Below are 13915 nucleotides of genomic sequence, written 5' to 3'. Positions count from 1 at the left end.
TTAATCTTCAACTCTCCTAACTTCTACCGGGCCAACCTCTATAAGCCCTTGTTTTAATAGTCTACCGCAAGCTCTCTTGAACGCTTGCTTGGACAAACCGGTCACTTCAAAAATTTCTTCCGGTGACGATTTGTCGCCAATCGAAAGTCTGCCGGTTTTCATAAGTCCATCCATTATAATAACACTATCTTTGTCAATTTGCAAATGCGAGCGCTCTCTTTTTGTGAGCGAGATTTTTCCGTCGGGAAGAACATATTTTACGCGAAATTTTTCCTTGTCACCGACTTCATATCCCCTCGTCATCTCATTTGCATCGAGCCTTGCATCAATGTCCTCATCCACAACTCCGAAAACTCCGAGTCCCGGTCTGACACTGTAAATCGTCGCGATGACTTCGTCATTTTCAACATAATTGTGACTGTTCGAAACATATTCACTTATTCTCATCGAGCCGAAAAGCCTGTCTTTTCTGTCGCGCATAACTTTTACGACAACTCTGTCACCCGGCTTTACTCGACCGGTGGTTTCAGCAAATGGCATAAATAAATCGTCCGCACCGAAAGTATCCAGGAAAAATCCGACACGTGATTTTTCTTTTACCCTTAGAGTTAAAACTCGACCATCCTCAACTTTGTTTTCGCTTAAAATAGCGATATTGTTCTTCTTGTCAACGACGGTTATGTCAATCTTGTCTCCGATTTTTAAACTGTGCGAAAAACCGCCTCTTAAAATATTGTATGTTTTGGAATCGCAAGTTACAACCATTCCTTCGTTTGTAAAACGACTTACTTCTGCTATCATTTAACCACCTCGTACATACATTATAACATTTAAAGATTGAAAATAAAAGAGCATATTGAAAAGAACCGATAAAAATCGGTTCCTTTCTGAGGCAAATTGAGATTATTAAAAGTTATTTAGCTAACATTTTTTCGTGAATTTTTGTGTCGTGGAATGTTCCGGTGAAAAGTTCTGCGTGTTTTCCGATTGCATATACCGGAATTGGAACAGCCGTGTGGTCGTTTGTTCCGAATGTTATTCCGCTCTTGTTGGCGATGAGTTTTGTGATTGTGATTGATATTGGATTGTATCCACCGTATTTTAGAGTGTATTCATCGTCCTTTTCAACCTTTTCGCCCTTGTTGTATGCTTCAATTGATTGTTTTATGAGATTTATTTCTCTTTCATTTAATACGAATTTGTCATCTTCTTTTCCGCTGAATTTAAGCGCTGTATTTTCTGTTATAATCTTTTTGATTTGCTCGAATTTTACCTTTTCACCCAAAGCTGTGATTTTGTTGTCAAATTCAACTTGGCTTATCTTTTGTCCTCTTAAAATTTCGAGGTTTGTGTTGTAGTGTGTGAGATAATAACCGAGACTCATTCCGCCGGTTTCATGGTCAGCTGTAACCAAAATTAAAGTTTCCTTCGTGTGTTTGTTGTAGAATTTGATTGCTTCATTTACAGCAAGTTCCAAATCCAAAACATCACCGTATGCTGCTCTTGCATCGTTTGCGTGGCATGCCCAGTCAATCTTTCCACCTTCGGCCATCATGAAAAATCCCTTTTCATTGTCGAGCACTTCAATTCCTTTTTTGACCATTTCATGAAGAGTCATATCGCCCTTCTTTTGGTCTACCATATAAGGCATAGCTCCGCTGTCTTTAAGTCTTTCAGAAACAGCATAAACCTTTTCGCCTTTTTTAATATTTTCAAAATCTTTTCTTGTTTCAGTAACTTTGTATCCTTTATCTTTTAAAATTTGATATAAATCCTTACTCTTACCATCTTTTCCCGTTCTTTGACCTAAGGAGCCCCCTGCGAAATAATCAAAGTTTGAATCCGCCATTTGCTTTCCGATTTCGTAGTATTCCTTTCTCGAGTCGACGCTTGCATAAAATGCTGCAGGTGTTGCGTGGTTGAGTGTAACACTGGATAAAATACCAACTTTTCTTCCCGCCTCCTTATATTGTTGTGCAATTGTTTTGAAGGATTTCATCAAATCCGTATCTTTACAAATAACGCCGCTGTAAATCTTGTTTCCGGTTGACATTGCGGATGCAGTTGATGCGGAGTCCGGAATAAGACTTGTCTTGTCATGTGTGTTTACGATTCCCGTGTAAGGAAATTTGGAAAAACTAAGTTCTCTTATGGCTGTTTCGCCTTTCTTTTCATTTCCTTCCATCATTTGAGCCAAATTAATTTGTGAATAGCCCATGCCGTCGCCGATAAATAAGAAAATATATTTAAGCGGTAACTCTTCTTCTGCTTTTGCTTGTCCAAACGGAGCAAAAATAAGTGCAATTGTTAAAACAGCAAGTACGATTGCTATTTTCTTAGTAGTTTCTTTTAACATAACTTCCTCCTCTTTACAACCTTATTATATCCGCACCATGTAAAAAGGATTTTGTCTGTCTATTAATTTTATGTAAAAAAATACCCGGGATTTCTCCCGGGACTATATTATGCTTGATAGATTTTGTCCAAGACTTGTCCGTCTCTGTATTCCATATATCCGATTACGCGTTTTGATTCATCGCGTTTCTTTTCAGGAACACCTGTCAAAGAATCGGAAAGTTCTTTCAGTTCTTTGATGGTCATAACTTCAATGTCGTGCGCCTTCAAAGCTTCAATGATGTCCTTTCTGTTTTCGTTAACTGCAACGCCTCTTTCAGTTACAAGCACGTCGACCGTGCTTCCCGGAGTTGAAATTACTCCGACTCTGTCAACGATAAGAGGGATTCTTGATTGGAAAAGTTTTGAAACAATAATCGAAACTTTTGCGCCGTATGCAGTGTCTTGGTGACCGCCGGATCCGCCCATTATAACGCCGTCGTGACCTGTTGTTACGTTTACATTGAAATCTGTGTCGAGTTCAGTTGCTCCCAAAATTACAAAGTCGAGACTGTTTACAATCGCATCTTTGTACGGTGAAGCATATTTTTCAGCAGACATCGTTATATGTCTCGGGTCGTTTTTGATATCTTCGGCGCTCTTTAAATCGAAACATTGAACGTCGTAAATTCTGTCGAAGAGTCCTCTGTTTTTCATATCGCAAAGGTCGCCCGTAACTCCGCCCGATGCGAATTTACCTTTAATACCTTCTCTTTCCATGTAGTCGCCCAAAAATTTCGTTACCGCAAGGCTCACTCCGCCTGCTCCCGATTGATAGCACATGCCTTCTTTAACAAGTCCTGTTGCAACCATAACTTCAACTGCTTTTTGTGCGATTCTGAGTCCGACAGGGTCCTTTGTAATTCTAGTTGTGCCGGAAATAATTCCGTTCGGATCGCCGATTGAGTCGACTTTTAAAATATAGTCGATTCTTTCACTAGGGATTTCCGTCTTTCCTTCGAGCTCTAAAATTGTATCTGTTATTGCAACAGTCTTTTCAGCCATAATTGAATCGGCAATTGCATATCCCAAAGTTCCGCAGAAAGCTTTTCCTTCGGTTGCGGAAATGTTTCCGTGAACATCCGTTGCAGGTGCACCGATAAATGCGACGTCAATTTTTACAGAGCCTTCCATAATTGCTCTTGCACGACCGCCGTGCGATTGCATTACGAGAGTTCCCTTTAAATCGCCGTGCGAAATTGATTCAGCAACCGGTCCCGACATATATGAGGTTATAACATTTTTTATTGTGCCGTCTTTTATTAGAGGAACAATCGGTTCATGGCACGGGAAGATTGAGGAAGCAACCAAAGTGATATCTTTGATGCCTCTTCTTTTTACTTCTTCGAAAACCATATTCAAAACGAAGTCGCCGTTTCTCAAATGATGGTGAAAGCTTAGGGTTGCTCCGTCTTTTATTTCGAGTTTATCAAAAAGTTCAGAAATATTTTGAACCATCTTGTTTTCTTTATCAAGTTTATTTACAGGCTTAAATTCAGCGCTCATATCTTTATTTAATAAGTCCATTTAATTCCTCCGTAAATTCTCCTGCTTGTTTTAAAACATCCGTAGCTCTTAAAATAATCGGCTTGTCGACCATCTTTCCGTCGAGACTGAATGCACCTTTACCTTCTTTTTTAGCTTCTTCGAGTGCTTTAAATACACGCTTTGCATAGTTGATATCTTCTTTTGACGGAGAAAATAACTCATTTACATCGTCGACGTGTCTTGGTGAAATGAGAGCTTTACCTGTCATTCCCATAGCTTTTGCAAGTTCAGTGTCTTGTCTTAGCCCCGGAATGTCATCGGTGTCGGTCCAAGGTGTGTCGACCGCTTGAACACCTGCAGCTTTTGCAGCTGAAACAATTTTTGCTCTGGCATATTTTATTTCGTCTGATGACTTTGTTCTCTTTGCACCCAAATCAAGCGTGAGGTCTTCGGCTCCTAAAAGAACGCCTTCGGTTCTCTTTACTTTTGATAGAATTTCATATGCGAGTTCAAGGCTTCTTGCAGTTTCAATAAGTGCAAAAATTCTTAAATCAGTACCTTCGAGTTTTTTATCCAAAACTACGATATTGTCCGGATCTGCTTTTGCAAGCATGAGTCCGTTTATCTTTGCATCTTTAAGTGCTTCGACATCGTCTTCAAAAAACGGAGTGTCCGGCGGATTAATTCTTACATAAATATCATACGGTTTATCGTTTGTAAAAGTATTTAAATAGCTTTTTACAAGATTTCTTGCAGCGTCCTTGTTGTCGAGGCTAACCGCATCTTCAAGGTCAACAATATATGCGTCTGCTCCCAAAACGTCCATGCTCATGAGCATGCCCGGATTGTTTCCCGGTATAAAAAGCATTGTCTTATAATTCATTTTTTGACCCCCTCATAACAGCGGTTCTCACTCTTGCTTTGATGGCAAAAGGAAGCGCTCCTCTGTCGTCAATCGAAATATTGCAGGACTTTACACCGAGCTCTTCGAGTTCTTCCAAAACAGTTTTTTCGATTGAGTTGTAAAACATATCCGAAACAACGCTTCTTATTTCCAAATTTATTTTGTCGTCATTCGGCTTTATTGAAACCAACAAATCGTTACTTTCATATGAGCCGGCTCTTGCTTCGGTTACTATTTTTCTTTCCATTTAATATACTCCTCTACACCTTCTTCATAAAGGTTATTTCCATTTGAGTCAATTATTACAGTTGCAGGGAAATTTTCAACTTCAAGACGTCTGAATGCTTCAGCGCCCAAATCTTCATATGCGATGATGTCGCATTTTTTGATTCTGTCTTTAATAATTGCTGCTGCGCCGCCGATTGCCGCAAAATAAACAGCACCGGTTTCTTTAATCTTGTCGATTACCTCTTGATTTCTTCTGCCCTTACCGATCATGCCGAGTACGCCCCAGTCCATGAGCTCAGGTGAAAACGGGTCCATACGATAGCTCGATGTCGGTCCGGCACTTCCGATAACATCTCCCGGTGCCGTCGGTGTAGGTCCGACATAATAAATACATGCTCCCTTCGGGTCGAACGGAAGTTCGCGTCCCGCTTTTTTATCTTCAACAAGTCTTGCGTGACCTGCGTCTCTTGCTGTATAAATAACGCCCGAAATTGTAACGTTGTCTCCGGACTTCAAATCTTTTAAGTCTTCTCTAGTAAATGGAGTTGTTAAATGTTTCATAGTTCACCTCTAAAACTTCCTTGTTTCATGACGGGTTGCGTGGCAGTTGACATTAACAGCAACAGGTAAACCCGCAATGTGTGTTGGATACTTTTCAATCAAAACTCTTAAACAGGTTGTCTTTCCACCGAAACCTTGAGGTCCGATGCCGAGATTGTTGATCATTTCTTCAAGTTTTATTTCGAGGTCCTTGTAGTAAGGATCGTCGTTATAACTTTCAAGATTTCTCATAAGAGCTTTTTTTGCAAGAAGTGTCGATCTGTCAAAACTTCCGCCAACGCCAACGCCCACAACAATCGGCGGACATGCGTTCGGTCCTGCAAGCTTTGCGGATTCAACCACAAAATCAATAACGCCTTGGACTCCGTCTGCCGGTCTTAACATCTTTTGTCTGGACATATTTTCAGAGCCGAATCCCTTAGCTGCAACGGTGATTTCAAATGTATCGCCCGGAACGATTTCATAGTTTATAAGTCCCGGTGTGTTGTCGTTTGTGTTAACCCTTTGGAGCGGGTCCTTAACTACGGACTTTCTCAAATAGCCGTCGGTGTAACCTTGACGGATTCCTTCATTTATAGCATCTTCAATAAATCCGCCTTCAAATTTTACATCTTGCCCCATCTTTACAAAAACAACAACCATTCCCGTGTCTTGACACATAGGAATCTTTTTTTCCATTGCAAGTTCATCGTTTGCAATAATTGTGTCGAGAGTTTCTCTTGCGAGTTGCCAATCTTCGTGTGATCTCTTGTCTTTGAGAGATTTCATAACGTCACTCGGAAGATTGTGGCTCATGGAAATGCACATTTCCTTTACAGCTTCAGTAATATCTTTTGTATTTATTGTCTTCATTATTTCCCCCCTATGTAGGAAAAAGATTTAATCTTTTTAATTTCGGTTATCGCTCGGAGCGACAAAACGCCGCCCCAAGTGAATATAAATATAATATATTTATACAACCAAAACTATCGAAACTAAATCTTCAAGTGTTTTCTTATTTCTTTAAATTTTTTCTCATTTCTACAAGTCTTACAACACGGTTCATTTCGTTGTTTACAAGCATAATGCCTTCGTCAACGCCCATGCCCGGTTTTGCAAGTTGTTGTAGTGCGCCTGCTGCCATTGCGATGTCTGTAATGATTTCAGCAGATCTTGAAGTTTCATTACATGTTCCGCCGCAATATGCGCCGACTTTATTGTCACGGCAATATTTGATTGCCTTGATTGTGTTGTTGATGCCACCCAAGTCAGGTGTCTTAATTTGGATAACATGTCCTGCTCCTGCGTCAACGAAGTCAACTACGTCTTCGTATGTGTTGCACCATTCGTCAGCTACAAGTTCAACATGTGTTCCGTCTTCGTCGAGTTTCTTTGTAAGAGCTGCCAAGACGTCAATTTGTTTTTGTCTTTCGCCGCAGTCCATAGGTCCTTCGATTCTAACCTTAAATGGAGCAGCAGCCTTTTCGACTTTCTTCATGTATTCAGCCATCTTTTCTACATCGTTTTCGAATACGTCACCGATTGTTCCGTAAACGTCGATGTGGAAAGTTGGATTATAGTCAGGATTTTGACGCATTGTCTTGATTCTGTCTCTTAACCATTCAATATATTCGAGTAGGAGTTCACCGTTTTTACCTGTTTTTTCTTCAACATTGTTGAATAATCCGTGAGGTAAAACGTCAGCTTCTTTAATAATCATCTTGTCTGCGTTTGAGTATCTGTCATCGCCTGATTGAGCAAAAATTGGAACACGATTGATTTCAACACCTGTGTTGTATTCATCTCTAACAATTTCAGCACGTGTAACATGTTTAGCTTTTGCAGTTGCATCGAGTAAAGCTTGTGTGATACCGTATCTGATTGCTGTGTGGAGTCTGTGTCCGTCAATTTGGAGGTGATCCATTTCTTCAGCCAATTCTTTGAATGAATCTACTTCACGTCCGACCAATTGTTCTTTGATAGGTCCTTCAATAAGTGGAATATAATCCTTTGCAAGGAAAAGTGGGTCACGTCCGCCTGCTCCTGAGTATTGAACAGCTGCACAGTCTCCCCATGCGATTTGTCCGTCTTCCAAAACAAGTAAGACACTAATTGCTTCACCCGGCATTCTAATGCTTGTGAATCCTTCTGTTACAGGGTCTCCGACATAGAACATTCCGTCGTGTTTTGCACCCATCTTAATTGCCTTTTGGTCATCAAAGTAAAATCCGGTTTTGCCCGCACTTGCTACTACATCTACAATTTTCATAGTATAATTCTCCTTTTAAAATAAATATTGTAACTCGAAAATATAATCGGCATTTTGCCGACTAAACTACTTTTGAGGTCTGCCTATGAGCTTACCAAGTCCAACAGCAAATATATCATCAACAGTCATTTGGAAACTTGGGTCACGACCTTCGTCTAACCCACGTTTTTCCAATTTTTCCCTGTTAATATCTTTAACTTCCTTACTAAACGGAACATTTCCGAAATCCAAATATCTTACGCAACCTTCAAAGTCACGAGCCGGCATAACAAGGCCCTTGTTGTATCTTGACGGTGCGAATGGAACGTCGAGAACACCTGCTTCGAAAGCTTTGATAGTTCCGACTGCCAAGTCGCCGCTTCCAAGTTTGAAAACAGTATCCATGATTTCTTTTGTTTCAAGTTTAATAAGATCAATTTCATCTTGAAGTCTCTTGCATGGAAGAAGTCTTTGTCCTTCAAGCATATTTAAAACCATCTTTGTGGCTCTGATACCTTCAGCATTTGCTTCCTTTGTAGGAATACCGAAAGCTTCGTGCGGCGTCTTTACAATAACTTTTGTTGCGCCTGCAAGAGCTGCCGTAGCACTGCCCCATGCGATAACTCCGAATGCCTTTGCTTCATCTTGCGGGAATCCACCCATCCATTGGTGGAAAACAGTTGTAACGCAGCAGTCGTCATATCCGTATTCTTTAAGATAAGCTTCGGTTTGCTCTTCAAGAGCTCTTATAGCTGCAACGTCTTGATAGAGGTTGCCGCATTGTCCGTAACCGACTGTAATACTCTTTACACCTTGCTCAGCCGCTAAGAGTGCTTCGATAATTCCGACTGTGTTTGAATTGCTCGGTGGAACAAGGGTACCTGTCAAAGGTCCGAACGGTTCACGGTTAATTTCAACGCCGTTTTCTTCATAGAATCCGACAAGTCTGTCGCAATATTGCCAGTCAATCAATGACTTTTCAATTGAAACACTCTTTGCATACGGAACATTGTATGAAATACATCCGCCTTCGTTTGAAGTATATCCTCCGGCATGCATAACTTCTGAAAGAAGTCTTGCGTCAGGTGTGCCATGTCTCATTTGAACAGGTAGGTCAACTGCTTCAACAACTTGTCTTGCTCCGTGAACGCCGTGGTTAACTCCAGGGAAGCCGTTTAATAAAGATCTTCCGGCAGCTTTAGATTGGTCGATACCTCTTTGACATTCTTCATATCTGTTTTGACGTGAGTATGCGTCAATTGTTGACGGCAAGAAGTCTGCTCCACCTTCGTTTTGTAAGTGAAGAAGAAGCTTTATATGTTCATCGATAAGAGCAACCCCTGCTCTCGGTTCAGCTGTTGTAATCCCTTTTTCCTTTGCTTTTCTGATTTTCTTTGCAAAGTTTTTGTGATCCGGCAATTTCTTTAAATAATCTATCGCCTCTTGTAAATCTACTTCTTTTCCGGTCGGCCATCCGCGAAGAACTTCTTCTCTCGTTTCAAAGAATTCTGCATCGGACCATTTTTTATTTTGAACTTTCATTTATCCTCCTAGATCATTGCCGGTTCATCTTCTTCCGGCATGCTCGTATTTTTTACCTTTGTATCTAAAATATATTTCTTCATCATTCTTACCGCCATATCAGGGTCAATCATTGTTAAAAGTCCCATTGCGGAAAGAATATATCTCTTATCTACATAATAATCAGGAAATCTCGGTTTTAAACTGTTTAAATCGTCCGGTCTGAAACTTGCGGCGCTTAAAATTTCATCGAAATTCTTCGAATTTACAATGACTCCTCCGGTTCCAATCAAAATTTTTACATCGGAGAGGTCCTTGCCTTTTTGAGAATAAACGACTCCCGTTGTGCTGTAGACAGGTTCTACAACCCCTGCGTGCCTTTTTACGCTGAGGTCGACACAAATTTTTGCCATAGCTTCGTCAAACGCAATATCTTCAGGTCTTGTACTTACAAAAGATGTGTTTTCATATCTCTTTAAATATTCTTCTTCAGGGTTATATTTTGAAACGTCCAAATATCTTCTGAGCATTCTCATACCGCTTGCTTCATACACACTCATCGAGCTGTACCTCATTCCAAGATCGCCCTCAACAGTTCTCTTTGCAAACGGTTCCTCAAGCCCTATTGTAAAAACTCCCGGCTTTGTCGGGTCTCCCCAACCGACGGTGTGAATGTCGGTTGTAGCTCCACCGACGTCGACAACGATAAGATCGCCGACCCCTTCTTCATTTGTGGTGCCTTTTGAAAGAACTTCCGCAGCTTTTAAAACGGATTGCGGCGTCGGCATTGCAACGCTTGAAATCTCACTTTCAACATTTTTCATGCCCTTTGCTTTCGTAATATTTCCCATGAAAATTTCACGAATCGTTTCTCTTGCGGGTTCAACATTTATCTCATTGATTTTAGGCATTACATTTTCTGTAAAATAAAGATTGTCCTTGCCTTCAAAAATTTTCTTTATGTCGTCTTCGGCAGATTTGTTTCCGGCAACAACAATAGGAATTTTTATGTCGTGCTCAAGAAGGCCCTTTGCGTTGTGAATAATTGTTTCAGTGTTTCCGCCGTCTGTGCCGCCTGCAAGCAAAATAATGTCGGCGTTTGAAATGGCAATTTTTTCAAATTCACCGGAGTTTAATTTGAATGCATAGTTTGCAATAACTCTGGCACCCGCCCCAAGAGCGGCTCTTTTTGCGGCTTCCGCCGTCAAATCCGGAACAAGCCCTATTGAAATCATCTTGAGCCCGCCCGCTGCGGAAGAACATGCCAAAGTCTTTACAACTTCATAGTCCTCTCCGACCTTTTCGTTAAGTTCGTTGAGTGCTTTTTCATAACCGTATTTTACATCCGTTCCGACAGTAGTATAACTTTTTGCCGTTGCTACAATTTCTTCTTTTTCAATGTCTATCAATGTAAGCTTTGTAAATGTGCTTCCAAAATCGATAAATTTATAAGTTTTCATAACCTCTGTCCTAATTAATTTTGATAACTAATCCGTTATATTTAAATCGTGTTTTAAATCTTTTATAGTGGTTTCAGGTGATGTTCCCGGTGGGTAACATTGATTGAATCCCATATCATAGAAACGCTTTTTGACCTCGTCAAAATCTTGTTTTCCTACAACTACGTTTCCGCCTATGTAAAGCAAAACGTCATCCAAACCTGCTTCATTCATCTTGTCTCTCATTCCTTGAACGTCAAGTTCTCCTTGACCATAGAGTGAGCTTACACAAATTGCTGCAGCATTTGTTTCAATTGCAGCGTTTATGAAGTCTTCTTGCGGTGAAAGCACCCCAATATTAACAACATTAAAACCTGCTTGCTCAAATGCGTGGTCCAAAATTCTTAAACCAACTGCGTGGCAGTCTGAACCGATAACACCAAGTACCAGTGTTTTCTTGTCTCTAGCCATATTAAATCCTCCTTAATAATATCGTCAACTCCATTATACCCAATGCAGAAATGCTTTGCAAGTCACAATATACAGTTGAAAATCATAATAACCGTATAAATCTTTTTGCAATTTTTTTTAAAAAAGTTGCAGGATTTTACGCTATAAGCCTTTATAAGTGATATAAATCACCATTTCTGCAAGATTTTGAAAAAAAGTTGCAGAACTTGCAAGAAGTCCGCTTTTTAGCACGATAAATTATTTAGTTGCTACCCCATATGTAGTACTCTTGTCTAAATATTATCACTTTTTATACAAAAATTATTTTTATTGAGCAAGAATTATAAAATAATAAATTTCGTTTTGCAATTTTGTCGAATAGTTTTAAATTGTTTAAAAAAATAAAACATCGCCGCTCGGATGTTTTATAATCTTATTTTTAACATTTCGTCGCACTCTTTTCTCATTGAAAAAGTTTCGTCCAAAAGTTTATAAAATCTTTTTGTGTGATTTTTCTCTTTTAAATGCGTGAGCTCGTGGAGCAAAATATATAAAAGACATATCTCGTCATACTTTGCAAGATTTAAATTAACCCACACTCGCCTGTCTTTAATATTGCAAGTACCCCATCTCGTCTTCATGTTTTTTATTCGGACTTCATTCGAAGAAACCCCCGCCATATCTTCGGCGAGTTTTAAAAAAGTTTCGAGTTTCAGCCTGAGCTCTCTTCGATAAAACTCATTTAAATTTCTTTCAATTTCCTTGGAATTGCTCAAATCTTTAACATAGATAAAAATCTCACGCTCGCTCATAACCGGAAATTCCTTCGAATCGACAACTCGAAGAGTGTACGGTCTTCCCCAAAGAAAATGCTTCTCGCCGTCTACAAACTTTTTGTCCGAGTTCACACTCCTCTTCTTTTCATCGCTTATATGTTTCTTTAAAACTTCGATATTCTTCTTTGCAAAATTTAAAATATACCCATCGCTGACTTCGGGAGCGGTAAGAACAACCTCATCGCCCCCGCGCTTAACACGAATATATAAATTTTTCATATTTGTCTTTTTAATGACTTTTATTTTTATACCGTCGACAGATATTTCTTTTTCTGAAATAATTCTCCTCATCTATTCCGCACTTCTTATTTTTACCGCCGTGCCCGAAATGGTGACCATAATCATCGAGCCCGCTTGCCCCAAAACTTCATAGTCCATCTTGCATCCGACAACGGCATCCGCCCCCATCCTTGCGGCACGTTCTTTCATTTCTTCAATCGCTTCTTCTCTAGCCTCTAAAAGTTCTTTCTCATAGCCTTTGCTACGACCTCCGAAAAAGTCACGAAGTCCCGCACCGAAATCTCTTATAAAATCGACTCCGGAAACTACCTCGCCAAACACGATGTCCATGTATTCATAAATGACTTTTCCTTCAATGCTGTTCGTTGTTGTTACAATCATTTTTTACCTCCAACCGTTGAAAATTAATAAATAATATAGTATATTAAAATATAGATATACTACTATCAATATACCCAAATTAATCTAAACATATATCGGAAAGGAACATCAAAAGTACATGAAAAAGAAATATGGATTAGCCCTTGAGGGCGGTGGAGCCAAAGGCTCTTATCAAATAGGTGCATATCTGGGACTTATAGAAATGGGTTTTGAGTTTGAAGCAGTCACAGGCACTTCTATCGGAGCGATAAACGGTGCTTTCATCGCCTCGGGCGAAGTTGACAAATGTATAAATCTCTGGACAAACCAATCTTTAAAAGAGCCTGTAAGAACCGAATCTATGGCAATCATGCCGGAAATAAAAGAGGACGCCGATTTTCTCACAACTTTAAAAGAACTCGTCAAGGTAATGCACAAGGGAACGATTCCTCTGACTCCTTTAAAAGAGCTCGTCTACAATGGTCTTGACGAGAAAAAAATAAGAAATTCCAAAACAAAATTCGGACTTGTAACGGTGAATGTTACCGATAAAAGAGGAGAGGAACTTTTTGCGGATGATATTCCGAAGGGACAACTTTTGGATTATATAATTGCAAGTTCATATCTTCCGGTTTTTAAAATGGAGCCGCTAAACGGAAAATATTTTCTTGACGGCGGTTTTTACAACAAAATTCCGTACAGTATGATTGAATCTTTGGGACTTACTCCGGTAATCATAAGAGTAAATCCGAAGGACTACAGAGACGGAAAGTTTCCGCAAAACGCCATAATAATAGAGCCGCGCGAAAAAGTGAACTCCACTCTTAATTTCGACTCCGAAAAAGCGGACAAACTTATAAATCTCGGCTTCTATGATGCAATGAGAGTTGTAAAAAAATTAATCGGAAAAGAATATTATTTCGAGCCAATAACGGAACATGAAGCGCTCACTATTTTCAAAAAGCATCTTTTCAAGTATTTCGAAAAGAATAAGTCGGACTACAAATACAGCTCAACTTATAGAATATTTTTTGAAGAGTATCTTCCGAAAGCTGCAAGTGACCTTTCGCTCGGCTCGGACTACACAGTTGTCGACGTGCTTGTCTCAATTGTGGAAGAGTCCGCAAAGAAGAATGGCGTCGAAAGATTTGCAGTACACAATATTACGGACATAACAGATACCATGAATGTTGACGATTTTTTAACCACAAGTTTCAGACAAAACGTCATCAATAAAATCAAAGAATTTAGAAATTTATAGAGGGAT

14 protein-coding genes are annotated in these 13915 nt (G+C 39.7%); 1 reads left to right on the top strand and 13 read right to left on the bottom strand.

Going from position 1 to position 13915, the window contains the following annotated elements; all coding sequences use genetic code 11:
• The 13 genes from SPI61_RS00930 to SPI61_RS00870 all read right to left on the bottom strand — a co-directional run bounded on the left by SPI61_RS00930 (position 1) and on the right by SPI61_RS00870 (position 12669).
• On the bottom strand, positions 1-801 hold the full coding sequence (locus tag SPI61_RS00930) for a S1-like domain-containing RNA-binding protein (RefSeq protein WP_321136269.1): 801 nt from the start codon (positions 799-801) through the stop codon (positions 1-3).
• 112 nt (positions 802-913) lie between these two features.
• Complete coding sequence (locus tag SPI61_RS00925) at positions 914-2356, bottom strand: alkaline phosphatase (RefSeq protein WP_321136268.1); 1443 nt, start codon at positions 2354-2356, stop codon at positions 914-916.
• A 107-nt stretch (positions 2357-2463) separates the two neighbouring features.
• A complete protein-coding gene (gene citF / locus SPI61_RS00920) occupies positions 2464-3921 on the bottom strand; it encodes a citrate lyase subunit alpha (RefSeq protein WP_321136267.1) in 1458 nt (485 codons plus the stop codon).
• On the bottom strand, positions 3905-4765 hold the full coding sequence (locus tag SPI61_RS00915; RefSeq protein ID WP_321136266.1) for a CoA ester lyase: 861 nt from the start codon (positions 4763-4765) through the stop codon (positions 3905-3907). Before SPI61_RS00915 ends, citF begins: the two co-directional genes overlap by 17 nt.
• On the bottom strand, positions 4755-5033 hold the full coding sequence (gene citD, locus SPI61_RS00910; protein WP_321136265.1) for a citrate lyase acyl carrier protein: 279 nt from the start codon (positions 5031-5033) through the stop codon (positions 4755-4757). Before citD ends, SPI61_RS00915 begins: the two co-directional genes overlap by 11 nt.
• Positions 5018-5575: a Fe-S-containing hydro-lyase gene (locus tag SPI61_RS00905; protein WP_321136264.1), complete on the bottom strand. Its 558-nt coding sequence runs from the start codon at positions 5573-5575 to the stop codon at positions 5018-5020. The genes citD and SPI61_RS00905 overlap by 16 nt, the downstream gene beginning before the upstream one ends.
• Before the next feature lie 9 nt (positions 5576-5584).
• Positions 5585-6427, bottom strand: coding sequence for a fumarate hydratase (locus SPI61_RS00900; RefSeq protein WP_321136263.1), 843 nt, complete (start codon positions 6425-6427; stop codon positions 5585-5587).
• Between the two features lie 142 nt (positions 6428-6569).
• Complete coding sequence (locus tag SPI61_RS00895) at positions 6570-7823, bottom strand: methylaspartate ammonia-lyase (RefSeq protein ID WP_321136262.1); 1254 nt, start codon at positions 7821-7823, stop codon at positions 6570-6572.
• Between the two features lie 66 nt (positions 7824-7889).
• Positions 7890-9344, bottom strand: a complete 1455-nt coding sequence (locus SPI61_RS00890) for a methylaspartate mutase subunit E (protein WP_321136261.1) — start codon at positions 9342-9344, stop codon at positions 7890-7892.
• Between the two features lie 8 nt (positions 9345-9352).
• Positions 9353-10783: a methylaspartate mutase accessory protein GlmL gene (gene glmL, locus SPI61_RS00885; protein WP_321136260.1), complete on the bottom strand. Its 1431-nt coding sequence runs from the start codon at positions 10781-10783 to the stop codon at positions 9353-9355.
• Between the two features lie 27 nt (positions 10784-10810).
• Complete coding sequence (gene glmS / locus SPI61_RS00880) at positions 10811-11233, bottom strand: methylaspartate mutase subunit S (protein ID WP_321136259.1); 423 nt, start codon at positions 11231-11233, stop codon at positions 10811-10813.
• A 404-nt stretch (positions 11234-11637) separates the two neighbouring features.
• Entirely contained in the window at positions 11638-12339 is a 702-nt protein-coding gene (locus SPI61_RS00875) for a SprT family zinc-dependent metalloprotease (RefSeq protein WP_321136258.1), read from the bottom strand.
• A complete protein-coding gene (locus tag SPI61_RS00870) occupies positions 12340-12669 on the bottom strand; it encodes a heavy metal-binding domain-containing protein (RefSeq protein ID WP_321136257.1) in 330 nt (109 codons plus the stop codon). It abuts the gene before it with no gap.
• Positions 12670-12787: 118 nt separating this feature from the next.
• Here SPI61_RS00870 and SPI61_RS00865 point away from each other — a divergent pair, with 118 nt between their 5' ends.
• The gene (locus SPI61_RS00865; RefSeq protein ID WP_321136256.1) at positions 12788-13909 is read left to right on the top strand and encodes a patatin-like phospholipase family protein; all 1122 of its coding nucleotides are present in this window, start codon (positions 12788-12790) and stop codon (positions 13907-13909) included.
• Positions 13910-13915 lie beyond the last annotated feature (6 nt).

The sequence above is a fragment of the Ezakiella sp. genome, from assembly GCF_034180565.1.
Lineage (GTDB): Bacteria > Bacillota > Clostridia > Tissierellales > Peptoniphilaceae > Ezakiella.
The sequence above is the reverse complement of the archived record's forward strand: the minus strand, read 5'-3'. Positions and strand labels throughout refer to the sequence as shown.